We start from the raw sequence: 24,400 nt of genomic DNA, 5'->3' as shown, positions 1-24,400 counted from the left end.
GGCTGTATACAAAGTTGATAAATTCGTAATTTTTCTTATTTCCCGTTCCCTCAAAAGCTACTTTAAGTAAATCAACAAATTCAAGCCTGGAATTGTGCGAGATAATGTCCACAATAGTAGGGTGATGTAAAGTATTCCCAGGCTCCACTGATACCAAGCTAATGTGGAGATGATGCTAGGTAGGTGTTTGTCTCGCAAGCGAATGTCATTAAAGCCTATTCTCAGCAGATTGTTGAGGCTAAAGTCGTAGTAGTTAAGCCAATTCCAACGCCGATCCCATAATAATGGCATGTAGCGATCGCGAAATACTTCATATCTAGGAATCACTGGTAAGCGTCCTATTAGCAATCGTAACTGTCGCATACTTCCGTCTTCTGTGAAATAGGAAGTGTCCATTAAGTCGTGATAGCGACCTTGGTGATATAGTCGCAATAACAAAACCACTGGTACAGGAACAATAATGATCACAAGACATGCGATTGTCAACCAGGGTTGTTCAGCACTGCGAAAAATGGCAAACAATCCAAACAGTGTTAAGACACTAAAGCTTGTCAACATCCATATACTTTCGTCAATTGTGGGAATAATGGCGCTAGGATACAGACGACGCAGCCGATCTATCAGCCAAAATAACCAGCCAAAATAGGCGATCGCAATAGTTCCCACACCAAATACTAAGCGAAAATCTGTACCGTAACCAGAAAGTAGCAGCAGTAAACTCAAGGTTAGCCAATTCCAAGCTAACAGTAACCATCCACTCAAAAACAAAGGTTCGCCAACTACTATCTGTGAGCTCAGTTTGTTGTAAGTTTCTAAATCAATATCTGCAAGAGAAAGTAATTCGCTAGTGTTGCGAAACGGTTTAATTAATCTGCGACGAATGATGGCTTCTGCTTGAGTTGGAGAAAAACCCAGGTTAACTAAACTTTTTTCTGAGGCATCATTAATATTAACACCAACCAAACGACGACTTAATTCTGCTAGCCGCAGTTGCTGTTTTGTATACTCTACTTGATTAGCATCAGCTATTTGCTGCAACTGCCGAAAATTTTGCCCTAAATTTCGCAAGACATTTTGATTGCCTTGCAATGTCGCTACAACTAGCTTTTTACCAATTTGACCAGAGTTTCCTAAAATTTTAGCTTGATTCGAGTTAAAAGCTAATCCAGATACATTTAAAAAAGCAGTTTTGGCAAACCCCACATCACTAAAATCTGCGCTTTTGAGAATGCTAGCACCCCGCAGATTCACGGGTTGATGAAATTGTGCTTCTCGAAAAGTGACAGCTTGCTCAAAAGTCGCTTCCCCTAAAAATAGAAACTCATGGAAAATATTTTTGGTAAACTGTGCAGAATTAATAAAACGTACCCCAGAAAAATCTGCATTGCCTTGCCACTGAGTGCGATTAAATTTAGCCAATAGTTTAAAATTTGCTTGATTAAAGCTGGCGTTGTCTGCAAAAAAGCTTTCCTGAAAATATGCGTTTTCCTGAAATTGCGTTTGCTTAAAATTAGCCTTGTCAAAAAAAATACTACTTTGCCATTGACTCTCACGCCGAAAAGTTGCATTGGCAAAGCTAGCAGAACGACTAAACCGTGTTTCATTCCAATTGGTTTGTTGGTTAAAAATTGCACCTTGGGCACTGACAGATTGGAGAAAAAATGTGTTGGCAAACTGTACTGTTCCAGTAAAATGAGTTTTTTCTAAAACCAATGTCCCACGGAAAACACTGATATCACTAGCAGCAGTTGGAGTTGCTAAAAGCGATCGACAATCTTTGGAACTCGGTAAAGCAACGCTGAGTGATTGTAAGCAAACTAACCGTAAACGTTTGAGTTGTTCTTGTTCAGCAGCAGTGAAAATTGGAGCGATCGCTTGTGCGTAAACAGGGGTTCTTAAACCCAAGTCACTACCAATAAAATCCCCTTGAATCAAAGAACTACTTAAATCCAACCCCAAAGGTTTAGAACCAGTTTTTTGTAATTCTTTTCGCAGCAGTTGGTAAAAAGCATCACGAAAAGCAGCATTTTCGGGTCGTAAATCAATCAGCATCTGCCGTAAATCTACTGATAGACTACCTTCACGGACAGTAGGTGTACGCAATCTTTCCTGCAACAATTCTAAGGTTAAGGGTGTCCGTTCTGCTTGGGCAAAAGCAGGTAGGGGAAATGAAAACAGCAACAACATCAACAAACTAATCAAAGCCAGGAAAAACTTAATCACGTTTCGGCTTTGCATATTTGTAGAATCATCTTCTGTTCTCCTTCTACCAGAAAATTTCTTCTTCGCGCACTTTGCGTCTTTGCGGTTCATTACATAACAAAAATCATCAGACAAAATTATCTGACGATTTAGCGCATATCCAAACTAATTAATCAACCAAAATTTTCAATGCTTCTTTTAGCAGCAACCGAACTCGATATAACTCAAAAAGCTTTTCCTGATAAAATTGCCATTCCTCACCCTTTAGCCACTCATCATTTTGAGTTGCACGAATCAAAGCAAATTGGTTATCTGTTGGTTCACCAATCAGATTAAGTATGTACTTGAGATAAAGAACAGCATTATTTCCAGGCGATCGCAATCCCACTCCATCACGCATTTGATCTATGGCACGATACGGAAATCTCAGCAGAACATTAATCCAGCTTTCTGCTTGATCTTGATTACCAAGTGGCTGTATTTGGCAATGCTTAGCGATCGCTTTCAAATCTTCTAAAAATAGTGATTGCAACTGTTCTCATGTCATCATATAAATGTCCATTGATTGTCAATTGGACATGGTGGCTACATCAACTTCCCGGAAGCGCAGCCACTATATTTACGTTTATATAATAGTACACGAATTATTAGAACAATTTTGTGTTAATATTTTAATGGCTAGAAAAGGTGGCAATCCAAACATCAAAAATCATGGTTTTGAGCCTGCTGGAGAAGAACCACTTACCAAAACACTCTCAATCAGGGTATCTGAATCAACCTACCAAGAAGTAAAAAGCAAGGATAACCCAGGCGAATTTTGCCGCCAAGCCATCCAGAAAGCGCTAGATGAGGACAAGCGCAAACAAAATGACACGCCTTCAACTTGAGAAGGCAGAAGTACGGAGGCAGAGGAGGCGTGGGTTGCAAAGCTGCGGGCGAACAAAGAACACCGTGGCAGAAGGGAATTAAAGGGAGATACCTGCGGAAGCCGCTCCGCGTCTTGTGCCCTCAGGAACATTGCAGACCAGTAAATCGAAGATTTACTGGGGGTCTTAAACCCATTTGGCAGAGGGTACAGATGGCTCAATCACGAACGAAAACTTTAGATCTTCGCATAGCTGCCATTTGCCCGAAGCCTTTCTTGATAAAAAAACCGCAGAGGAAGCAGCGATGAGTCATTAACAGTTTTGCAAAAGTCAAATTAACCCCCCTAAACTTTACAGTTTTGGAGGGAAGAAATCTTTAAAATACATGTGTTGTGGAGTAAATTTAGTTGAGTGTGAAATATCAATATAAGGGTTCTATGCGTATAGCTTTTATGATTGCATCCGCATCTGTAGTATTCTGATCTAATTTGGGAACGACAGATACTTTTATGACTTGGCAGTCAATAGCCCCTTCTATACCTACATGTCTATAAATATAATCTCCTACTCTCGGTACAACTCCAAACCTGGCTCTATACTGACCAATGGAGTTAGCCGTTGTTTCATCTGTGTCATCGTAAATAAAAACTGCTAAGTCAAACATTGTACTCATTCCTTCGCACTAAAATTTTTGCCGCAGTTGTTAACCCCGATATCTTTATTTGTCTGTGTACTTATCAGTACCTTTGACATTGTTGCTATTGTAGCTACAACATTTCACCCCTACATACCCTGATGAAATCTGCATCACAGCTACAGCAATATCTTCATTTTTTAATGCTTTCTGTGATTTTTGGCTTTCTGTGATTCTTGTTCCTGTGCTGCTAGTTGTAGCTACAGTAATTTACATCTTGTTCGCTTGAATACTTAATAATGTCGGGTAGGCTGGTATTAGGTAATGGATGATAGGAAAAGACAATTACCAACTACGTCCACCATAATATTTTAAGCAATTAGCCGAACTTGATATTAGTTGTAAGTATAGATGCTAATGGATGTAATTTGATAAGATATGGCTCTTTACTTATCTTTACATCTTAAAACAAATCGATAAGCATTTTAGTTAGTATTGTTCCAGTCTGAAGTAATGGCTCAGATCTATTGATTTAGTTTCAAAATTATGCTTTGGTACACTACTATAAAACTTTTGTGAGTGCAAATTTACGTTCACCAGCCGCAACAGCTAGACTCAGCGATCGCCCTTGACTATATTTTTTGCGGCATCACCTCTAGCTTATTTATACTTGTGGTTCAGTCTGGGAAAGCCAGACCAGTCCTGGGGTCACGGATATACAGTCCAAGTGTGAGACTACGCATCACTTCATCCCAAACAGGTATTAACTGCTCTGCTTGATCTGCCCAATAATCGAATGTGATCAAGCACTGCACATTCGATCCCAAACCAATGCAAGTCCGCGAAAAAGCTTCTCGTGGTTCTGTCTGAGTGTCGATAAACTTAATTTCTGCCCACATAATTCTGGCTGTTTGGCGCTTGAGAGTAACTATTTCTCCCTTCTCAATAACGTTGCGTTCGTCGTTGTCTATGACTTTCTTTAAAGTCGGTTTGAGTGGAAACTGGCTCCAGTCATTGGGTGGGAGACGATTGAAAGATACTTCCAAGCAACAATCATCGTTTGGCGGTTTTTTATCCAGGAACTTGAACGATTTTTCTTGTGGCTCAAAAACCCAATTATGGGGAACATTGAAGCGAACAGCACCTCTACCTGCAACAAAAATTTTGTAGCCTGGTGGAGATTCCCAGTGATGATCAGCTTTGAGTTCAAGCGTTTGTTTAATCCACTGGAGATTGCTTTTCTTATGCTTTGCCATAGTGTTTTTGCAAATCTGCTGAGGAGGTGCGATCGCTCAGATTGGTTTGTAGGCGATCAGCTTTTTTGTTAATGCTATCAAATCACTAGGGTGGTTGTTGCTTACGTAATTAGTGCTCGTTCAGGATAGTTTGTAGGTGATCGGTGACTAAGGAAAAGCTGTCCTTCTTGCATCATAAGAATTTATGAAAGTGGATTTAGCTATCGCACCAATTTTTTTAAGATATGATTTATTTCAGTATATACACTTAAAAAAGAGAGTGAATTGTTGCTCACGCCACCCACTTTACAAGCTTAATGCGATCGCTGTTCCAATACCTCAAGTTGAAACTAGGATCAAATAGCCCCAAAACCCAGCCTGATCCAGTTTCACTGAATAACGTTTGACTATTTATTTTATTCTTGGACGCACCTCAAAAGCTAAATCAGCACGGTAAAAACACACATCAAACTCTGCAAAGAAATTCATGTGTCCGAGTATTAGAGGTGCTTGTGTAGATTTTGTCCCTGGTAAATAAGGCATAGTGTTTGAAACACTAGGAGTATTGCTGCGCTCAATAAAGGGAAATCGCCTACTCTCCAGCATGATCTTCTTGCTTTGCTACTGTCAGTAAATTAGATAATGTCTGAGCAGCTTCATACGCTTCATAAGGAGACCATACAACTGCTTCAGTAGATTGCAGTTGTTTCAACAGCAGATTTTCTTACTCTTGATTATCAGTTGATTCTAAATTGCATCCTTCTTCCTTTGCTACCTCCAGCAAGACAAAATGGATGAGGCGCAGTTTGTCTTGATGGAATAGCTTACTAACAGTCGGTAGCAACTCATTTAGAGGCATAACAAATAGTGATAAATAGGTAAGGGCTCAAGCATTTCTTGAATTGCAATTATTCTAGCGATTAACCTTCTGAATTTATCAGCTTCTTCCTGAAAATGCCTTTTTACCTTCTCATTTTGGAAACATGAAAATTCTTACCCCATCTGCCTTCTGCCTTCTGCCTTATATCAAAGCATTATCAAACCTAGTCGTACACCAACAGCAACTGCCTCAGTGCGGGTAGAGACACCAAGTTTTTGAAAAATGGATGAGAGATGAAACTTCACCGTATGTTCCGAAATATGTAGGCTTTTGGCGATCAGCTTATTACCCATTCCAGAAGCAAGCAGAACTAAAACTTCTATCTCCCGTGTAGTTAAGGTTTGGACAGGATTGTTCCAGACTTTTTCACGCCGATAAAGCAACTCAATCGCATCTGGGTGCAGTACCACCAAACCACTAGCGATCGCCTCAACAGCAGCAACAATTTCTGACTCTGTGCTGCTATTGGGCAATATACCCCGAATACCAGAATACATTGCCGCTTCTAGGTCAATGCTATCAAGTTCCTCAACCATGACGATAAGTCCTAACGGGTCTTGCTGCTCATTCAACAGCAGCAATTTTTTCCACACAGATTGTTGAGGATTATTGCCTAAATCTACCAAGACAACATCAGGTTGTAATCGTCCAATTTCCCTTGCCAGTAGATCTAAATCGGATGCACTTCCTACTACTGTCATCAATTGATTGGTAGTGACTACTGCTGACAACCCAGCCCGCACCACACCAGAAGTAGCAACTACCATTACTCTAATCATGTTGCTGACTCAGCAATTTTCTTGCCCTACACTTAATCTTCCTTAGTGGGACGTTCGCCAACTGTTAGCGCTAACTCAACTAACACCCCACCCCGAACAACTTGTACTTTCACATTCTTACCAATGCGATCGCTATTATTAAGCAGCGCTAGCACATCACCTGTGTCACTGACATTCACGCCATCGAATGTTACCAACACATCGCCAAGCAACACACCACTATTATCTGCTGGTCCAGACGGTTCGACATTAACGACAATCACCCCACCAGCAGAAGTTAAATTTAGGGTAGTTTTCAGGTTGTCTGGTAAGCGTACTGACTGCATTCCTAGACCCAAGTATCCCCGTGAAATCCGTCCTTTGGCTACCAATTGTTCAACTACTCGATTAACTGTAGCAGTGGGAATAGTCAAAGCCGTACCACGTCGCCCTGATGTGTTCATACCTACCACATCACCAGATACATCTACGAGTGGCCCACCTGCAAAACCAGGGTAAAGGTTGATATCTGGGCGGATAAACTGGTCAATTTTGCCACCGCTTATACTCTGCCAAGCACCAGTAATTACACTGATCGCACCCATCGCTGCTCGTAAATCACCTTCCCTACTTCTTGCTAGTCCCAGTACCAGATGACCAACTTTGAGTGTTGTTGCATCGCCTATTTTTGCTACAGGGATTTCTACATCTTGAAGTTGAAACACTGCGATATCGGTGCTTGGGTCATGACCTAAGAATGTGACAGGTACGCTACGACCATCTGATAAAGTCACGGTAATTTCATCATAGCGCTGGAGTGATTCATCAGAGGTAATAATAATACCATGATGCCAATGAATGCCACTTGACGAAATCCGTGTACCAGCATTGATTGCAACTACCGCGCTCCCTGCTTGCTCTACGGTTTCCGCTAAACTGTTGGACACAGCCAATAATGAGGACATAAAATTTCTCCTTCAAAAGTTTCTGGATGCTCAGATCATGACTTTTTGTAAGCACTGATAGCATCAGAAAAATGGGGAGAATTCACCCTAGAAAAATGGCTAGGGTTAAAAACACTGCCGTATCGCAACTGGGTCTACACATACCCAAGGCTATTACGAACACACGTTTTTTCTAACGCTTTGTTCAAAATCTCAAGAAAAAAGCTCAGTCTCTTAGCTTTGATTGAGTGGCTCAATCTAGCGCCACCTAGTGTCTTTCTTCAGAGCTGTGTTTGTACTTGCCTTACTAGTACATAGGTACTATAATAAATTCAGTCGATAGAAAGGCTAGTGTTTCTAATGAATACTGAACCGCAGAACGAACACAATTGGCTACAGAAGCTCGTCGGCGAGTGGACATACGAAACAGAGGCGACAATGGAGCCCGATAACCCTCCTGAGAAGTTTGGGGGAATCGAGAGTGTGCGATCGCTTGGGGAACTCTGGGTTCTAGCCGAAGGACAAAGTGAGATGCCTGGATGCGGCAGTGCGACAACGATGATGACCCTCGGTTACGATCCGCAGAAGAAGCGGTACGTGGGTACGTGGATTGGGTCGATGATGACCTACCTCTGGGTATACGACGGTGAAATGGATGCAGAGCAAAGGGTGTTGACACTCAACGCCGAGGGCCCCGATATGACAGCCGAGGGGAAGATGGCAAAGTACAAGGACGTGATTGAGTTCAAAAGCGACGATCACCGAGTGCTGACATCACATGTATTAGGCGATGACGGACAGTGGCACAAGTTTATGACTGCGAACTATCGGCGGAAGCAATAGCGAAAAGTCAAACCTGAACGGCGTGGAACATAGGGAAATGGTATTGAAAAACTCTCACGACTAGTTCCCCTTATTCCAGAGTACGATTGCCTGGAGATCCGTACCTGATTTTAGAGTTGTTAAAGAAAGATTTGCAAGAATATTAAAGAGAAACTAATATCGAATTCGTGGATCTACGTAGGCGTTTAAAATGTCAATTAAAATGCTTGCACCCACAACAATTGCTCCAAAAAATACCATGATTCCTTGGACTACAGGGTAATCTCGCTCTGAAATTCCTTGATATAATCTATTTGCTAAACCTGGCCAAGAAAAAGTTACTTCTGTCAAAATTGCTCCACCTAATAGGGAAGCAAAAGTTAATCCCAAGACAGTAATAACTGGGATCAAAGCATTTTTAAAAGCATGAGAAAATAAAATTTTATTCTCAGGAATACCTCTAGCTCTTGCAGCTTCTACATAATCTGCTTTCATCGTTTGCTTTAAATTTACACGGACAATACGTTCAAAAATACCACTGAGCAAAATTCCTAAGGTACAACAAGGCAAAATGAGATATTGCACAGCAGTGAAGAATTGCGTGAAATTGCCTTTTAAAAGACTATCTATGCTATACAATCCAGTAATAGTATCTGGTGCAGGAATAGTTGCAGGGTAGCGTGTTCCTAGAGGTAATAGATCGAACTGCACAGCAAAAATTAATTGTAATATCATTCCTGCCCAAAATATTGGCAGTGCATAAGTAATAATTCCAAATAATCTTCCTCCTACATCCAAAGCTGTACCAGGACGGGAAGCAGAAATTACACCAACTACAATCCCAACAATCAAAGCGATCGCAATACTATATATTGCTAATTCTGCTGTAGCTGGAAAATATTGCCAAATAATATCCCAGACTTGCTGACCGCGACTAGAAATAGATTTGCCCATATCAAAGCGCAATAAGTCGCCTATATACTTAAAGTACTGTAACCACAAAGGTAAATTTAAACCTAGCTGTTTTCGCATTTCTTCCTTAGCGCTTTCTGGGGCCCGCGCACCCAAGATTGCATCAACAGGATCTCCAGGTGTTGCTCTTAGTAAAAGAAATACGATAGTAATAATTGTCAATAACTGAAGTGGAGCCAACAATAAACGGGCTGTGACGTAATATGTTAAAGCTTTAGATCGTGACATAATAATTTTGGTAATAGGTAATGGGTAATTGGTAATTTTATTATTTATTAAACATTAAATATCACCTATTATTTCTCACTATTACCAATGGAATTTAAGTAGGCATTTAGCTTAGGAGATAATTCATCAATAATTGGTTTAATGATATCTACTTGTTCACTTTTTAGTAGGTTACGAGCATACGCTAGTCTCATCCAGTGAATTGTTTCATTCATAGAACCCCTGGTCATTTTGACAAAACGTTTATTGTCTTGATAATTATAACGACCCCTACCTTCTGCGATATTAGCTCCAATACTATACGACAGCACGCACAATTTGCTTGCCAATAGTATCTTTAGCAAAATCGTTCCATTTTATAACAATTTCCCAGATTTTATTAGCCAGCTTTTCTGCTAATTTATAAACCTGTAACTCTTCAAAATTAGGTCTCCCCATACCATCCTCAATTACCAATTACCAATTACCAATGTTTTATTTTTTGAGATTCTTATATATCAAAATTTGCGTGGGGTCTAGTTGTACACCAGTCATACCTGTTTGAGCAAATACATAATCTTTACTTTGCCATAGGGGGATGTAAGGGATATCTCGTACCAAAATCTTTTGGATTTCTGCAAATATTTGCTTGCGTGCTTCAAGGTTTTGCTCTTGACGTTGTTTGTCAATCAGTTGATTCATTTGGGGATTATAGTAAAAAGAACCTTGAGATTGACTTCCCCCATCTTCACATCCCTTTTCTGGTGAACCTTGATTACAAGATAAAAATGGCTGAATATAATTATCTGCGTCCAAAAAATCAGGATACCAATCTAGTAAAAATGTTGGATATAAGCCCTTAGCAATATTTTTAAAAGCAGTAGTAGACTCTACAGTATTTATTTCAAATTGGAGAATACCATCCATTGTTTTTTTTGCAAGAGCTTTGATGACTATTGCTGCTAAACTCCGAGTTGGAGAACCAGAAGGATACCAAATTTCGACTTTAGCTGGATTATCTTTGGAAAAGCCAGCTTTGAGTAGCAATTCTTTGGCTTTTTGAATATTTCCATCACCATATTGCTCTTTAAAAACTGGTTGATAATCATTGAATGCTTTGGGGATTAAACTATAAAGTGCTTCTGCTTGACCATACAAGACTCGCTCGTATATTACCGGACGGTTAATCATTGCTGCGATCACACTTCTGACTGCTGGATTATCCACTGGCTTTTGATTACGGTTGATAGCTAGATAACTGACCACATTACCTTGATTCGGAATCGCTTGCCAAAACCCTTTTTTTGCACTTGCTTCCAAACTACGAACTTGATCTGGGTCCATACTTAAGCCAGCTACATCCACAGCTTTTTTACGAAAGGCGTTATATAAATTCACTCCACTGCTAAGAATTTGGACGTTAATACCTTGATTTAATGGTTTTTCTCCCCAATATTTGCCAAATACATCAAATTGCAATGAGTCAGGGCCAAATTTTACTAATTTGTAAGGGCCAGTACCAATAAAAATATTTGGAGTAAATTTTCCTTCACCAATTTCATAAGCTTTTGGCGATACGGGACAAACACCAGCAAACGCCAGCAACGATGGAAATGCTGCAAATGGCTTTTTCAGTTTTATTGTTAATTCGTAATCTCTTGTAGCTTTGGCTGACTCTACCACATCTCCCAGCAAGAAAGCAGGTTTACCCTTATTTTCGATAAAACGGCGGATAGTAAAGGCCATGGCTTCGGCGTTAAAAGGAGTTCCGTCGTGAAACACCACTCCTTGGCGTAGGGGAATGGTATAAGTCAAACCATCTTGGCTGACTTTTGGAAAGGCGGTTGCTAGCTGCGGTTTTATTTCTGTGCTTCCTGGTTCATAAGTGTAGAGGCGATCGCTCATGTTATAAACCAATGATAGTGACGCCAATTCATAGGCATCAGCTGGATCGAGAGTACGCGGTTTTAGTGTTGTACCAACAGTAATACGACCATTACCAGATGCTAATGTGGTTGTTTGTGGATTAGTACTACAACTTACAACTACAAATAAACACAGACAAACAGTAAGTACTTGTGTAAGCTGCAACCATCGTCTAGCAGACAAAAAAGACCAATTCATAATTATGGATAATATGAACTTTTGATATGAATGGTTTGTAATTTTACTACATAACTTCCAAAATAATCTTATGGTTTGGGTTTTTAGATGTGAAACTCTATTATCATCACCTACAATCACGCTGAACTGTGTAATACAGACGAACTCATAAGGCAATAGTTGGGACCCACAGTAATGCGCCCTTAATAAATTCATTTTTTATTAATAAATTGATTAATTAATAATCTATTGCTTTAAAAGAAAAAAATACTTAATGTATGAGAAATTACATTTAAATTTAGCTTGAAAATAGCGATCAGGGATTAAGTAATAAAGTCAATCCATAATTAATGTGTGTACCTTTTATTTTGAATTTGATTAAATTTTTCAAAATTATCAAAATAACATATGATTTAACATTTCTTAATAAACAAGAATGTTTAATTTAATTAAAATTACAAAATAACAAAAGCTAGTCTCAAATTCAGATTTGATAGAAGAAGAGGTTTGTTAGGTTTTAGTAGAACAGCTTGATTGTGCATCTTCCAAATGTAGAAATTATTAAGGAGGAAGTAACAGGCAATGGGGCACAGAGGGAGTAGGAACTCTTAATTAACTTCACTCCTTGCTCCACACTCTATTCCTCTCCATGTCATATTTATGTGTCCTCTTTGTAGTTTCCACTCTTTTTTGCTCCCATAGCTATAATGTATAAACCTCAATTTATACATGAGTAACTGAGGTTTTCACGGTATTGCTAACAACTAATCTTGAAGAATCTAACAGCGAGACTAAAAGTGTGAAGTACTTCTTTTTATCTGAAGGATGGACAGTTGGTAGAGTTTGGGCATCGGAAGGACTTTGGCAGATAACTGCATGGCGACGCCAGCCAGATATTCAACGTATGAATATTTGTCTATTAGAACAAGGTGAAGTCATGTGGCTCTACCAAGTAGAAGATGCCGTGATCACTGTAGAAGTGAAGCCAATTACATCACCGCAAACAGGTGTATCAAGTCAAGTGATCGGTCAAGTTATACTGAGGCGGTTAATGAGCGCAGAGCAAGTAATAGAGCGCTTAGAAACTGCTTCAGCTAGATGTCAGCTACAAAGTCTTGAATCAGTGGTGCAGTAATTATTTCGGGGGAAAGGGAAAAGGTAAAAGGGTAAAGGGATTTTCCTTTTGCCCTTAACCTTTATGCTTAATATCTATAATTTTTTAGTTGTTAACTTTTTGTTACAAATCACAACTAACAATCAACAACCAACAAACAACTACTATTCACTGACCAGTTACTAACCCTAAATGCCTTTATACCCTTGCAAACAGCTCCATCAATAGTTACACTTTTTTAAACATTCTCATTTTTGCTTAGCGATCGCGACCTTGGGATCAAACGCTCCCGAGTGTTGTTCATTGCTTAAGCAACCACGCTGTCTGACTTTTAAGACCAAGCTGTGGAAAATTCAAGCTCTGGCAATAAAAAAACACAGAAAAATTGCTTTGTAAACAAACTCATCGAGGAGGAGCGTAGTCGATGGGACTACCTTGGTACCGAGTACACACAGTCGTTCTGAATGATCCAGGACGACTGATTTCTGTACACTTGATGCACACAGCGTTGGTGGCCGGCTGGGCTGGTTCAATGGCTCTATACGAACTGGCTATTTATGACCCCAGTGACCCAGTTCTCAACCCCATGTGGCGTCAAGGTATGTTTGTGCTGCCGTTCATGGCACGCTTGGGTGTTGTAGGCTCTTGGGGTGGCTGGAACGTAACTGGTGCTGCCAACTACGACCCTGGTTTTTGGTCATTTGAAGGTGTAGCCGCCGCTCATATTGTTCTGTCTGGTCTATTGTTCCTAGCTGCTGTTTGGCACTGGGTTTACTGGGACTTAGAACTGTTTCAAGATCCCCGCACAGGTGAACCTGCTCTTGACTTGCCAAAAATGTTTGGCATTCACTTGTTCTTGTCTGGTTTACTTTGCTTCGGTTTTGGTGCTTTCCACCTCACCGGACTTTGGGGACCTGGAATGTGGGTTTCCGACGCGTACGGCTTAACTGGTCACATCGCCCCAGTAGCACCAGAATGGGGGCCAGATGGCTTTAACCCGTATAATCCTGGTGGTGTTGTAGCTCACCATATTGCCGCCGGAATCGTAGGCATTATTGCTGGTTTATTCCACCTGTCAGTACGACCACCCGAAAGGCTCTACAAAGCACTGCGGATGGGTAACATTGAAACTGTACTTTCCAGTAGTATTGCTGCTGTATTCTTTGCTGCCTTTGTCGTTGCTGGAACCATGTGGTACGGTAGCGCCACTACTCCAATCGAACTGTTTGGCCCTACCCGTTACCAGTGGGATCAAAGTTACTTTAAGCAAGAGATTCAGCGCCGTGTACAGGCAAGCCTTGCTTCTGGTGATAATCTCTCAGAAGCCTGGTCACAAATCCCAGAAAAATTGGCATTCTACGACTATGTCGGCAATAGCCCCGCTAAAGGTGGTTTATTCCGTACAGGCCCAATGGTTAAGGGTGATGGGATTGCTGAGTCTTGGGATGGTCATCCAGTATTCACAGATGCTGAAGGTCGGGAATTAGAAGTACGTCGTTTGCCCAACTTCTTTGAAACCTTCCCTGTAATTCTGACTGATAAAGATGGTATTGTCCGCGCTGACATTCCCTTCCGTCGGGCAGAATCTCAAAACAGCTTTGAGCAAACTGGGGTGAAAGTAACCTTCTACGGTGGTAACTTAAATGGTCAAACTTTTACAGATCCCGCAGATGTGAAGAAGTGGGCCCGCAAAGCTCAAGGTGGCGAAGTATTTGAATTTGACAGAGAAACCTTAAACTCTGATGGTGTATTCCGCACCAGTCCTAGAGGTTGGTTTACCTTTGGACACGCCTGCTTTGCACTATTGTTCTTCTTCGGTCACATTTGGCATGGTTCGAGAACCATTTACCGAGACGTATTTGCTGGTATCGACCCAGATTTGGAAGAACAAGTCGAATTTGGTGTGTTTGCGAAAGTGGGTGACTTGTCCACTCGTAAGAAAGAAGCTGTCTGAAGCTTGAGAGACTAGGAATTGGGTACTGGGAAGTAAGTTAAATTATTACCCCATACCCAATCCTGAGATTGGTATACTATAATTACTGCCGTGAGACACACGGTGGCTGCTTGTAGAGGGTAAAGTCAATTGACTCCCAGTGAAGCAAGAATCTCAAAGGCATAGCGCCATGAGAATGTCGAATTTCTAGATATGCAGGGGCTTGTGATATGGAAAGCGTGGCATATATCTTGATTTTGACTTTGGCAATTGGAACTCTTTTCTTTGCGATCGCATTCCGCGAACCTCCTCGCATTGAAAAGAAAGAGGATTAATTTTTTATTGCCAAATTTTTGATATCGATCCTTAGAACAAATAACCGCTGTTACCTATTCAGTAGCGGCGGTTATTTATTAGAACTATCTTGAAAATAGGGAACTCTTAACAGGGAAAGGGGAAAAATTTTTGGATTTTAATCTCAAATCCGTCTTGAAAAGCTTTGAAGACGTGCTTTGCCCAGCTTCAAGGTAGAGTATGGAGGGAAACCTCCGCACCCTTGTCTTGTCCCCCTTCCCAATTTCTAATTTTTAATTTTTAATTTTTAATTGTTTTGTCCCTTCCCAACTTTTTCATAAAAAACATTTAATATCTGATACAATCTACTATCTGTGAACTAATGTGCGCTAAGTCAGCTTTTCTGCGCTAGGATGATTAGGGATGTAGGTGTAGACATCCTGTGTCACGCTTGCACATACATCGCGCTTGTGGCAAAACGATTACGGAGACTAAAAACCAGGAAACAATCAGCATGGTCAATCAGAAATCAACCGCTATTACCGAGATTGGGTTTACTCACGAAGAATTCGCAGCTTTACTGGACAAATACGATTATCATTTTAGCCCTGGTGATATTGTACCCGGTACGGTTTTCAGTATAGAGCCACGCGGCGCTCTGATTGACATAGGTGCTAAAACCGCAGCATATATACCGATACAAGAAATGTCTATTAACCGGGTAGACAGCCCGGAAGAAGTTTTACAATCAAACGAAACACGGGAATTTTACATACTAAGCGATGAAAATGAAGAGGGACAATTAACTCTTTCTATTCGTCGTATAGAGTATATGCGAGCCTGGGAGCGAGTGCGGCAGTTGCAAGCAGAAGATGCTACTGTTCGTTCTGGTGTATTTGCTACCAACCGTGGTGGAGCTTTAGTGAGAATCGAAGGATTACGTGGGTTTATTCCTGGTTCTCATATTAGCACTCGCAAGCCCAAAGAAGATTTAGTAGGCGAAGAACTGCCACTGAAGTTTTTAGAGGTAGACGAAGAACGTAACCGCTTGGTATTATCTCACCGCCGTGCTTTAGTTGAGCGTAAGATGAACCGCCTCGAAGTCGGTGAGGTAGTAATCGGTACTGTGCGTGGTATTAAGCCTTATGGTGCCTTTATTGATATTGGCGGCGTCAGTGGTCTATTGCATATTTCTGAGATATCCCACGAACACATTGATACACCTCACAGCGTATTCAATGTCAATGATGAAGTGAAAGTTATGATCATTGACTTAGATGCTGAACGGGGCCGGATATCTTTGTCTACAAAGCAGCTGGAACCCGAACCAGGTGATATGATTAAGAACCGCGATTTAGTTTACGATAAAGCCGAAGAAATGGCTGCTAAATATCGCGAACAATTATTAGCTAAACAGCAGGGTAATGTTGCTGCACCTGCTGAAGCTGTTGAAGTTCCTGTAGCTGCTGTTGAAGAAGAAGTTCCAGTCGCTATTGAAGAAGAAGAAATTCCAGTTGCTATTGAAGAGTAATGTATTTCTCGTTGTAGTTATTAGCAACGATGTTATAAAGATCAAAAGTTATCGGGCAAAGAGGGATTGATTTTCCCTCTTTTTTTGTTTCAGTTAGTAGGTATTTTTGCCAACCAACAAACAACCAATAACAAACAACAAATTAGGAGGAGTCTTTTGGTAACTATTAAGTGTAAAAACTTTACATTCTCTAATATCCAAGCTATTTTATTTGATAAAAATGGTACTCTAGAAGACTCAGAAGTGTTTTTGCGATCACTTGCCCAAAAAGCAGCAAGGATTATAGACGCACAATTTCCCGGAATCGGGGAACCATTGTTAATGGCCTTTGGTGTAAACAGTGACACTCTTGATCCAGCAGGTTTGATTTCAGTGGCGAGTCGGCGAGAAACAGAAGTAGCCACCGCCGCATACATAGCCGAAACTGGACGGGGATGGTTTGAATCATTGAAGTTAGCACAGCAAGCGTTAGCAGAAGCAGAAAAATACGTTGGTAAAACTCCCTCACCTTTATTTGTTGGTAGCTTGGAAGTCCTCAAGTATTTATCAGAAGCAGGATTAAAACTTGGTATTCTCTCAGCAGCGACAACTGCTGAAGTCCAACAATTTGTCGAAAATCACCAACTAAATGATTATATCCAGTTAGAAATGGGAGTAGATGAAGGGCCAAGTAAACCAGATCCAGTGTTACTTTTACAAGCTTGTGAAAAATTAGGAGTAGAACCCGGTGCAATACTTATGGTGGGAGATTCTGCGGGTGACATGCAAATGGCACGTAACGCTAATGCAGCTGGTTGTGTTGGTATTACTTGGATCGGTAAGCCAGAAAATGTCGCAGGTGCAGATGTGGTGATTAATCAACTTGATGAAATTCAAGTTGTATAAGTGCAAAACGCAAAGGGACGCAGAGTATTTCTTATTCCAAAAAACTAACACCTCTCATCACTTTTGACTAACTTTGCTGCTAATTCTATTGCTTCTGCTGCTGTATAAATTTTACCTTCAATTTGGGCGATCGCTATTTCTGTCAGTAATTTTCCTACTAGTGGCGAAGCAGGAATGTTTAGTGCTAACATTATGTCCCTACCACTCACTAAAGGGGTAGGATGCGCGACCAGATCATTAGGGTTAAGATAGCGATTGACTAAAGGTGCGATCGCTTTTATTGACTGACCGTGTACTACGGATAAGACTGCTGTAGATATAAATACAGTCCCCGCTTCCTGAAAGAAAAAATACTGTTCTCGCAATGTCATCAGGGGTGCTTGCAACTGTGGGAACAGTTTCAGGGCGGTGGTAATAGCTTTAATTTCGGCACGACTGTAAGTAAGTTCTTGTAGTTCTGTTTCTGCTATCTCTGGGTTTGGGTTAACTAAACAAGCAAGCTTAGCAATACTCAGCCAAGTAGTTTTAACGGTATCGCGCATAGGATTTTGCAGTTGTTCACCTAGTTGTGGCCAAACATGAGTAAGTTGAGTAGCTGCTGTATCAACCGTCGATAGTTTCTGCAAGTTTGACTCTGTAGCACTTTTGAAAAAAGGTGTCAGTAAACCGTCTTTCCCAGCACTAATTAACCAAATGCTACCCTGAGAATTTACTAGCATATAGCCCAATTCTACCCGGACTCGTTCTGCTGCAACCCTGGTTATGTGTGATGCCAAACCACGAATAGCAGCTTGCGTATCTGGTTCTATGGTAAAGCCAAGTTGGGAAGCTTGACGATAAGCCCGCAGTAATCGTAAAGGGTCTTCTTCTAGGTTTTTCGGTGATACCATCCTCAACACCTGCTTTTCTATATCTGCACAACCTTGCAAAGGATCAATGATTTCTTTAGTGTGGGGATTGTAGGCGATCGCATTTATTGTAAAATCTCGCCTATGTAAGTCAATTTCCAAGCTAATTCCTTCTTGTTGGGCAAAGTCAGCAGTAGCATCAGGAAACACCACCCGCGCGATTTGTCTTTCTGAATCAAGGAGAACAAAACCAGCCTTATAATGCTTAGCAATTTGACGCGCTACACTGACAGCATTTACTGGCAAAACAAAATCTAAATCTAAATATTCACGAGTTCTTCCCAAAATGGCATCTCTGACAGCACCACCCACCATATAAGCTGGTTGCGGTAAAAAGTCCATGCTAAAAGGCCAATTTTGGGGATCTAAGGTCTCAAGAACCAAATGATTGATTGCCATGTAATAAAAATAAACCCAGCAGCTAATGAATAACGCTTTCGCTTAAGCTAGATTAACTATAAAGGGACTGGAGTAGGTTCGATTATGTGCATTTGCGTAAATTGCCATTATGTAGACCGTTGTGTCACCTACCACGCGGTAGAAACCCAGCACCAACAACCCCATTTGACTGAAACACCAAATTTTGAGCCAAATGAACCATCGATCAATGTCAACATTCGTCCCCGAGGCGATGTGATTGAAATGGAATGGGATGTGGTAGGATGTCTCAGTTTTAAACGAGAACAGGGTAAATGGTCTAAGTTACGTCCTGGCGAGTTAGTACCAACTTGATCAGCGATGATGTGTATGTTTGAACAGTTATCAGTTTCTTTACTGTTAACTGTTAACTGCTCACTGAGAGAAAAAGAATAGCATTCTCTAGCAGCCTGATCAATAATTTGTTTTCCAGGGAGATCAAGGCGATGACTCAATCAGCTATCAATACATCTAGTAATATCCAAACTACAGCCAAACCCAATCCTCAAGTTTGGTATAATCCGATGTTTTCTCCAGAACATGGAGTTTACGTAGTATTGCTAGTTTCTTTTCTGATTGGTGCAGTCACTGCTCAAGCTTGGACATTATCAACAACTCTAGCTTTAATATGTGCTTTTTGTGGTTTTCAGGCTGAACATCCTCTAGTTATGCAAATTAAGCAACGTCGCACCTTAAAGCCACGTTTTCTATTTTGGGGTGGGTTGTATGCTGTAATTTCTGGCGGAATTGCGACTTGGCTTTACCTTAGCTATCCAGTTGTAGTATGGATTTATGCAGGTGCATTAACCGCCTTAATTATTGATGCTTTCTCGGCGCTGCAAAGAGAGCAAAAATCTGTTTTGAATGAATTAATTACCTTTGCTGCGGTTTGCCTTTCTACTCCCTTCGCTTACGCTGCAACAACAGGCATGATTTCCTCTACTGTTGTGGGATTGTGGATACTAAATACGCTTTTCTTTTCTAGTGCCATTTTCACAGTCAAACTGCGGAAAACTAAAACCAGTTCTGTAATTCCAGGGACAATTTATCATGCTGTTGCCACATTAATTCTTGTATTTCTTTATTGGCTGGGTTGGTTATCTCCAGCAGCAGTTTTAGCTTTTGGATTGGCATTAATTAAATTTGGCATAATTGCTGTTAATCAAGAATGGTATCGCACTGCAAAAATTCAATTTGCGGCCATACTGGAAACTATCACAGCATTTGCTTTTCTAACAATTATTTCTCTCTCTGTTTTACCAGAAAGATTAATAAGTCTTTAAATCAATTACACGCTATTAAAGCAGAGGGCAGAAGGGGTAAGAATTTTCATCCTTGGTTGTGCCAAAACAGCAGCGTGAATGACTGTATTGAAAATAAAATAGGGTATTAACTTAGCAGCAAACCCATACATCTGTGTTAATCGGTGTGCATCTGTGTACCTTACGGAAGCCGCTACGCGTCTACGTTTTTCCCTTTATTTCTCTATTGTCTATTACCTGCCTCACTGATGTAACTTTGCCAACAACTCGGCAATTTGCTGATTAATATTTGTCACATCAAAACGCTGACTAGCTGTAGTCCGAGCATAATTAGCAATCGTCGCAGTTTTTGATGACTCTTGTAAACAGGTGGTAATTACCTGTGCAAGTTCTTGGGTTTCTCCTGGTGTGACTAAAAAACCATTTACACCATCTTCTACCAATTCCAATGCACCACCAGCTTTTGCTGCGATGACTGGTTTTCCACATAGCATAGCCTCAACAATTACCCTACCAAAAGGTTCAGCAGCTGTAGAAGTATGGGCAACCAAGTCACAAGCTGACATTAATTGGGGAATATCTGAACGAAATCCTAAAAATTTGACTCGATTTTCTAACCCAAGACTTGCAACTTGTTGATGTAATTTTTGGACATATTCTTGTTCACCAAACAATGCATCACCAACTAAAACAGCTGTCACTTCTGGAGGACATTGCGTGAGGGCTGCAATTAATATGTGTTGTCCTTTCCAAGGTGCAAGACGACTAAAGTGTCCAACTACAAATTTACCTTCTAGTTCTAGTTCTTCTCTAGTTTGATGAATAATAGATGCGTCTATTTGATAGGTTTTGGATTCAAATCCGTTGTAGACAACTGCGGTAATATCTGCACGTCCTCCTGCTTCTATAAATGCCGTTTTACTCGCTTGGGAATTGGCAATTACTAATGATGCCCGATTGGCAGCAGTAACAGCAATACGACGGTTAGTTTGACTAAAATGCTCTGGTGAAAGAATGTCATGTAAATGATAAATCAAGGGACGCCTACTGAAAAAACTAGCGATCGCTCCCACAACTAATGCTTTTTGAGTGTTGGCGTAAATTAAATCGTATTCCCGAGCTATTTGCACAACTTTAGCAAGTAAAGGTATGAGTTGTCTAAAACTTGCTATTCCTTGTACAAAAGAACTTTCTTTGCGAACTTGGATGGTTTTATTGCTAAGAACTTGAACTGGAATATGATTTTTTTCTAGTAAAGTTCTAAAATCACCATCAGCAAATAAGCCAACTAAACAATTATCTTGATAAGGTTTAGCAATATCTATGAGACATAGTTCTGCGCCACCTGGTTTACCACTTTGGTCTAAAAACAGAATTTTCATATTTTACCCTTTCACCTTTCCACCATTAAATCAGTGATCAATAACTGATCACTGATCACTGTTAAAAGGGTAGACACCCATACTTAATACAACCCTGCAATTGCCCTACTCGCCATGCCAAATCCATTAAAGACTGAGTTAAGGTGATTTTGTCACGGACTTTTAGCAGCAAGAAGCGCAAAGGAAACATTACCCCTGTTCTGACAAAACTCTTCCATGATATGAGTTGGGGCATTCCCATTGGTTTATGCTTTTTATACAATAAGGCTTCATAACTACCAACATTCCAAGCACGACGGCATACATCAATGATGCTGTCGCGAAATCGATAATGAACTAATGCATCCTTAACTTCATAGGGTTTGACTCCTAACTCTTGAATTCGCCAACAGTAGTCAACGTCTTCGAGTAAAAGAACATTTTCATCGAAACCACCAATAGCTTGATGTAGTGAACGCTTAATCCCAAGGTTATTGCCACTTAATAATGGTAAATATGGGTGATTAATAGTTATGCCATCAATTTCTGGGTAACCATGAACTTTCACTAACCAAGGTTCATTAAGTTTACAATGTTCGTTCATCCCTCCCACCAAATCATACTTAGAGAGTGCTTCACCCATCGCCGCTAGCCAACCAGGGGCAACTTCGTCGTCAGCATCACAAAATACTAAGGCTTCTCCCTTGGCAACACTAGCACCAACATTGCGGGCCCATGCAGCCCCTGGTTTTAAGGATGCATCAACAATTTGTAGATTAGGTAAACGTTGTTGATAGCTTTGAGCGATCGCTACTGTCTGATCAGAAGATCCGTTATCTGCTATTATCACCTCCCAAGGTTGCGACCATTGCTGTTTTGCTAAGGCTTCCAACTGCAAGGAAATAGTTTTCTCTGCGTTTAAACAGGGTATGATTACGCTTAGTTTCATCACAGACGACACCTCTGACAATCATGCTTGTTTTAGTCAAAGTTTTTGTTTTAAACTTTCATGAAAAAAGCTATTTTTTATTGTATGAATTTCATACTTAATATGTAATTTTTGGTGAGCTTTTACTAACTACAAAAATAATAATAGTCATTATAAATATAATCAGGCTAATATTACTTTTCTAACGTCTTGGGCGATTTTATACCAATCAAAATTAGCAGTAACATACTCGCGGCAATCTTCTCGTGAAGGTGTTAGTATTTTTCCCAATAGCACTTGTTCTAATTTTTCAGCAATGGCTGAAACTTCCACAGAAGAAGTGATTAACTGAGGTGAAAATGGTTCTAAAATCTCTGGCATTCCACCTACAGGAGTACATACGACGGGAGTACCACAAGCAAGGGATTCTACTACTGCTAGGCCAAATCCTTCAAAACACTGACTGGGCATGACACTAACATCAGCAGCTTGATAAGCTATAGGCAAATCCTCATCAGGTAGAAATCCTAAAAATTTCACATGTTCATTGAGTCCTAATTCTGTTGCTTGCTGTTGCAATGCTGCTTGGATAGGCCCCCGGCCAGCGATCGCTAACCAAAAATCTGCTACTCTTGGTTTAATAATTGCCAAAGCTTGCAATAATTTATCAATTCCGACTCGATGTACTAGGCGGCGACTAGTGAAAATAATAGACCTGTCTTGTGGCCAACCAAGCTTAGCACGAGCCTCGCTACGTAATAAGTTAGACTGAAACTGATCAGTATTTACTCCACCAGGAATTATGTGAATTTTTTTCCAGGGAATTTGATACTGTTCGTGTAGTATCTTTCCAAAAGCCTTACTCAGAACAATAAAGCGATCGCACTGATCATAAGTTCTTTTTTCGATCAGTTGATGCTTGAGAACAACACTTAATCGCTGACGAACTACTTCGTGGTTACTCTCAGATGCCCAAGGCCCGTGAAAGTTAAAGGTAATGGGTACTCCCTTGGGTAATAAGTCTAATATGGGGAAGCTATATAAGGCAAAATGCAAATTAACTGCATCTGGTTTGCCCATTCTTGTTTTCTTGAAGTTTTGGCGAATTGACCATAACCGCTTCCAAATCTGACTATCTGGGGAACCCAAATTAGTCAACTTGATTGGTAGATTTGGTTGTGTTTCCGGTAAACCTACTCCACATAATTCAATCTGATCTTGATTTGCTGCTAATTTCTGAGTCAGTTCGTACACATATCTCTCTAGTCCTCCGGGTGTTGTAGGAAACCAACCTACTCCCACACAGAGAATAGATGCAGATAAATTATAGTCTTTTTTATTACCTTCCACGTATATATCCCCAACCATGAATTGCTCGTCTTTGTATTTACTTTTACCAGCATTTTAGCCACCTTCTTTGAAAATACCAGGAAATTGGTAGCTGTAATCTTTATATTTTTTGATTGAACACATTATTTAGAACTTATTTCTCAGACCTAAGATAGATTTGAGAAAATTTTTCTCACCCTAAAAGTTAGGTTAATTTGACTGTACTACTTAAAATCATAAAGTTTGTGATTACACATTCAATTAAGAATTTGAAATATATCCATAAATTAAATATGATTTGAAAATATTTGAGCTTTGCAGCTACAGCGACTCTTTGGACACCTGCACCTCTGCTTGCATGAGTGATTGACATTACATAGTGTGAAATCTCTGCATCCTCACACTCAACAAGCTTTTCGCTTCCTAAATCTCTCCCTGGCAAGGATGAAACTATGTATACTCTTGAAAGACAAAGGGTTTAGAACCTTTGATTACAAATCAAGACTTGTATAGTCAACATTTATAATTTCTATAAATCAAGTATCGAAATCAGACTTTACAAATATTCTCCTATTACTCTTATATTCAATAAAAATTTAGAAGATACTTTATGTTTAATGAGGCTAAGTTAACCGCGATTCACATGAATTTTTAATAAAAAAATAACTAATCAATAAATAATGATGCATCAAATTCTTTGTGATTGTGGTTTAGATTACAAAATAGCAGAAAAAATAGCAATTCTCTCAAGCAAAGACTTTAGCATGGAATTTTTATGAAATTGTCCTAAGCTAAATTAAAAAAATAATGTAGTT

At 40.2% G+C, this 24,400-nt stretch carries 23 protein-coding genes and 1 pseudogene; 9 read left to right on the top strand and 15 right to left on the bottom strand.

Annotated features, from left to right (window positions below; translation table 11 throughout):
* Window positions 1-57 precede the first annotated feature (57 nt).
* The gene (locus RS893_RS12925) at window positions 58-2,238 is read right to left on the bottom strand and encodes a helix-hairpin-helix domain-containing protein (protein WP_315791513.1); all 2,181 of its coding nucleotides are present in this window, start codon (window positions 2,236-2,238) and stop codon (window positions 58-60) included.
* 133 nt (window positions 2,239-2,371) lie between these two features.
* Complete coding sequence (locus RS893_RS12920; protein ID WP_315791512.1) at window positions 2,372-2,734, bottom strand: hypothetical protein; 363 nt, start codon at window positions 2,732-2,734, stop codon at window positions 2,372-2,374.
* A gap of 46 nt (window positions 2,735-2,780) precedes the next feature.
* Between RS893_RS12920 and RS893_RS12915 the strand changes: the two genes are divergently transcribed.
* Window positions 2,781-3,089 (top strand): hypothetical protein, encoded by a 309-nt coding sequence (locus RS893_RS12915; RefSeq protein WP_315791511.1) that lies wholly within the window; start codon window positions 2,781-2,783, stop codon window positions 3,087-3,089.
* A gap of 400 nt (window positions 3,090-3,489) precedes the next feature.
* Here RS893_RS12915 and RS893_RS12910 read toward each other — a convergent pair whose 3' ends face one another.
* The 6 genes from RS893_RS12910 to RS893_RS12885 all read right to left on the bottom strand — a co-directional run bounded on the left by RS893_RS12910 (window position 3,490) and on the right by RS893_RS12885 (window position 7,540).
* A complete protein-coding gene (locus RS893_RS12910; protein WP_315791510.1) occupies window positions 3,490-3,741 on the bottom strand; it encodes a hypothetical protein in 252 nt (83 codons plus the stop codon).
* A gap of 638 nt (window positions 3,742-4,379) precedes the next feature.
* Window positions 4,380-4,958, bottom strand: coding sequence for a hypothetical protein (locus RS893_RS12905; protein WP_315791509.1), 579 nt, complete (start codon window positions 4,956-4,958; stop codon window positions 4,380-4,382).
* A 390-nt stretch (window positions 4,959-5,348) separates the two neighbouring features.
* Window positions 5,349-5,543, bottom strand: coding sequence for a hypothetical protein (locus RS893_RS12900; protein ID WP_315791508.1), 195 nt, complete (start codon window positions 5,541-5,543; stop codon window positions 5,349-5,351).
* A 118-nt stretch (window positions 5,544-5,661) separates the two neighbouring features.
* Window positions 5,662-5,796: a hypothetical protein gene (locus RS893_RS12895; protein ID WP_315791507.1), complete on the bottom strand. Its 135-nt coding sequence runs from the start codon at window positions 5,794-5,796 to the stop codon at window positions 5,662-5,664.
* A 167-nt stretch (window positions 5,797-5,963) separates the two neighbouring features.
* Window positions 5,964-6,596 carry a response regulator transcription factor gene (locus RS893_RS12890; protein ID WP_315791506.1) on the bottom strand — a complete coding sequence of 211 codons (633 nt, stop codon included), beginning with the start codon at window positions 6,594-6,596 and terminating at the stop codon, window positions 5,964-5,966.
* 32 nt (window positions 6,597-6,628) lie between these two features.
* Window positions 6,629-7,540, bottom strand: coding sequence for a S1C family serine protease (locus RS893_RS12885; RefSeq protein ID WP_315791504.1), 912 nt, complete (start codon window positions 7,538-7,540; stop codon window positions 6,629-6,631).
* Window positions 7,541-7,879: 339 nt separating this feature from the next.
* On the opposite strand from RS893_RS12885, the gene RS893_RS12880 reads away from it, so the two are divergent.
* On the top strand, window positions 7,880-8,362 hold the full coding sequence (locus RS893_RS12880; protein WP_315791503.1) for a DUF1579 domain-containing protein: 483 nt from the start codon (window positions 7,880-7,882) through the stop codon (window positions 8,360-8,362).
* 153 nt (window positions 8,363-8,515) lie between these two features.
* On the opposite strand, the gene RS893_RS12875 is transcribed toward RS893_RS12880, so the two are convergent.
* The 3 genes and pseudogenes from RS893_RS12875 to RS893_RS12860 form a co-directional block, all read right to left on the bottom strand.
* On the bottom strand, window positions 8,516-9,541 hold the full coding sequence (locus RS893_RS12875) for an ABC transporter permease (RefSeq protein WP_315791502.1): 1,026 nt from the start codon (window positions 9,539-9,541) through the stop codon (window positions 8,516-8,518).
* A 68-nt stretch (window positions 9,542-9,609) separates the two neighbouring features.
* Window positions 9,610-9,979: pseudogene (locus tag RS893_RS12870) on the bottom strand (four helix bundle protein).
* Between the two features lie 36 nt (window positions 9,980-10,015).
* Window positions 10,016-11,644, bottom strand: coding sequence for an ABC transporter substrate-binding protein (locus tag RS893_RS12860; protein ID WP_315791499.1), 1,629 nt, complete (start codon window positions 11,642-11,644; stop codon window positions 10,016-10,018).
* A 778-nt stretch (window positions 11,645-12,422) separates the two neighbouring features.
* On the opposite strand from RS893_RS12860, the gene RS893_RS12855 reads away from it, so the two are divergent.
* The 5 genes from RS893_RS12855 to RS893_RS12835 all read left to right on the top strand — a co-directional run bounded on the left by RS893_RS12855 (window position 12,423) and on the right by RS893_RS12835 (window position 17,380).
* Window positions 12,423-12,758, top strand: coding sequence for a hypothetical protein (locus RS893_RS12855; RefSeq protein ID WP_315791498.1), 336 nt, complete (start codon window positions 12,423-12,425; stop codon window positions 12,756-12,758).
* A 403-nt stretch (window positions 12,759-13,161) separates the two neighbouring features.
* A complete protein-coding gene (psbB, locus tag RS893_RS12850; RefSeq protein ID WP_315791497.1) occupies window positions 13,162-14,691 on the top strand; it encodes a photosystem II chlorophyll-binding protein CP47 in 1,530 nt (509 codons plus the stop codon).
* Window positions 14,692-14,900: 209 nt separating this feature from the next.
* Window positions 14,901-15,005: a photosystem II reaction center protein T gene (locus RS893_RS12845; RefSeq protein WP_009459487.1), complete on the top strand. Its 105-nt coding sequence runs from the start codon at window positions 14,901-14,903 to the stop codon at window positions 15,003-15,005.
* A 473-nt stretch (window positions 15,006-15,478) separates the two neighbouring features.
* Window positions 15,479-16,495, top strand: a complete 1,017-nt coding sequence (locus RS893_RS12840; protein ID WP_315791496.1) for a 30S ribosomal protein S1 — start codon at window positions 15,479-15,481, stop codon at window positions 16,493-16,495.
* A 156-nt stretch (window positions 16,496-16,651) separates the two neighbouring features.
* On the top strand, window positions 16,652-17,380 hold the full coding sequence (locus RS893_RS12835; RefSeq protein WP_315791495.1) for an HAD family hydrolase: 729 nt from the start codon (window positions 16,652-16,654) through the stop codon (window positions 17,378-17,380).
* Between the two features lie 44 nt (window positions 17,381-17,424).
* On the opposite strand, the gene RS893_RS12830 is transcribed toward RS893_RS12835, so the two are convergent.
* Complete coding sequence (locus tag RS893_RS12830) at window positions 17,425-18,687, bottom strand: CCA tRNA nucleotidyltransferase (protein ID WP_315791494.1); 1,263 nt, start codon at window positions 18,685-18,687, stop codon at window positions 17,425-17,427.
* 84 nt (window positions 18,688-18,771) lie between these two features.
* Between RS893_RS12830 and RS893_RS12825 the strand changes: the two genes are divergently transcribed.
* Window positions 18,772-19,020 (top strand): Ycf34 family protein, encoded by a 249-nt coding sequence (locus RS893_RS12825; protein WP_016868817.1) that lies wholly within the window; start codon window positions 18,772-18,774, stop codon window positions 19,018-19,020.
* A gap of 131 nt (window positions 19,021-19,151) precedes the next feature.
* A complete protein-coding gene (locus RS893_RS12820; protein WP_315791493.1) occupies window positions 19,152-19,988 on the top strand; it encodes a YwiC-like family protein in 837 nt (278 codons plus the stop codon).
* A 221-nt stretch (window positions 19,989-20,209) separates the two neighbouring features.
* Here the strand turns inward: RS893_RS12820 and RS893_RS12815 are convergent, their stop codons facing one another.
* The 3 genes from RS893_RS12815 to RS893_RS12805 form a co-directional block, all read right to left on the bottom strand.
* Window positions 20,210-21,349 (bottom strand): glycosyltransferase family 4 protein, encoded by a 1,140-nt coding sequence (locus RS893_RS12815; protein ID WP_315791492.1) that lies wholly within the window; start codon window positions 21,347-21,349, stop codon window positions 20,210-20,212.
* 61 nt (window positions 21,350-21,410) lie between these two features.
* Window positions 21,411-22,277, bottom strand: a complete 867-nt coding sequence (locus tag RS893_RS12810) for a glycosyltransferase (protein ID WP_315791491.1) — start codon at window positions 22,275-22,277, stop codon at window positions 21,411-21,413.
* Between the two features lie 162 nt (window positions 22,278-22,439).
* Window positions 22,440-23,624, bottom strand: coding sequence for a glycosyltransferase family 4 protein (locus RS893_RS12805; RefSeq protein ID WP_315791490.1), 1,185 nt, complete (start codon window positions 23,622-23,624; stop codon window positions 22,440-22,442).
* Window positions 23,625-24,400: the final 776 nt, after the last annotated feature.

The organism is Fischerella sp. JS2 (assembly GCF_032393985.1).
Taxonomy (GTDB): Bacteria; Cyanobacteriota; Cyanobacteriia; order Cyanobacteriales; family Nostocaceae; genus Fischerella.
Note: the sequence above shows the minus strand (reverse complement) of the source record. Positions and strands in the feature narration are given on the sequence as shown.

Coding starts and splice junctions, on each gene's coding strand:
- RS893_RS12925 (WP_315791513.1), bottom strand. CDS start 2,238: ATGCAAAGCCGAAACGTGATTAAGTTTTTCCTGGCTTTGATTAGTTTG.
- RS893_RS12915 (WP_315791511.1), top strand. CDS start 2,781: ATGGTGGCTACATCAACTTCCCGGAAGCGCAGCCACTATATTTACGTT.
- RS893_RS12910 (WP_315791510.1), bottom strand. CDS start 3,741: ATGAGTACAATGTTTGACTTAGCAGTTTTTATTTACGATGACACAGAT.
- RS893_RS12905 (WP_315791509.1), bottom strand. CDS start 4,958: ATGGCAAAGCATAAGAAAAGCAATCTCCAGTGGATTAAACAAACGCTT.
- RS893_RS12900 (WP_315791508.1), bottom strand. CDS start 5,543: ATGCTGGAGAGTAGGCGATTTCCCTTTATTGAGCGCAGCAATACTCCT.
- RS893_RS12895 (WP_315791507.1), bottom strand. CDS start 5,796: ATGCCTCTAAATGAGTTGCTACCGACTGTTAGTAAGCTATTCCATCAA.
- RS893_RS12890 (WP_315791506.1), bottom strand. CDS start 6,596: ATGATTAGAGTAATGGTAGTTGCTACTTCTGGTGTGGTGCGGGCTGGG.
- RS893_RS12885 (WP_315791504.1), bottom strand. CDS start 7,540: ATGTCCTCATTATTGGCTGTGTCCAACAGTTTAGCGGAAACCGTAGAG.
- RS893_RS12880 (WP_315791503.1), top strand. CDS start 7,880: ATGAATACTGAACCGCAGAACGAACACAATTGGCTACAGAAGCTCGTC.
- RS893_RS12875 (WP_315791502.1), bottom strand. CDS start 9,541: ATGTCACGATCTAAAGCTTTAACATATTACGTCACAGCCCGTTTATTG.
- RS893_RS12860 (WP_315791499.1), bottom strand. CDS start 11,644: ATGAATTGGTCTTTTTTGTCTGCTAGACGATGGTTGCAGCTTACACAA.
- psbB (WP_315791497.1), top strand. CDS start 13,162: ATGGGACTACCTTGGTACCGAGTACACACAGTCGTTCTGAATGATCCA.
- RS893_RS12845 (WP_009459487.1), top strand. CDS start 14,901: ATGGAAAGCGTGGCATATATCTTGATTTTGACTTTGGCAATTGGAACT.
- RS893_RS12840 (WP_315791496.1), top strand. CDS start 15,479: ATGGTCAATCAGAAATCAACCGCTATTACCGAGATTGGGTTTACTCAC.
- RS893_RS12830 (WP_315791494.1), bottom strand. CDS start 18,687: ATGGCAATCAATCATTTGGTTCTTGAGACCTTAGATCCCCAAAATTGG.
- RS893_RS12825 (WP_016868817.1), top strand. CDS start 18,772: ATGTGCATTTGCGTAAATTGCCATTATGTAGACCGTTGTGTCACCTAC.
- RS893_RS12820 (WP_315791493.1), top strand. CDS start 19,152: ATGACTCAATCAGCTATCAATACATCTAGTAATATCCAAACTACAGCC.
- RS893_RS12815 (WP_315791492.1), bottom strand. CDS start 21,349: ATGAAAATTCTGTTTTTAGACCAAAGTGGTAAACCAGGTGGCGCAGAA.
- RS893_RS12810 (WP_315791491.1), bottom strand. CDS start 22,277: ATGAAACTAAGCGTAATCATACCCTGTTTAAACGCAGAGAAAACTATT.
- RS893_RS12805 (WP_315791490.1), bottom strand. CDS start 23,624: ATGGTTGGGGATATATACGTGGAAGGTAATAAAAAAGACTATAATTTA.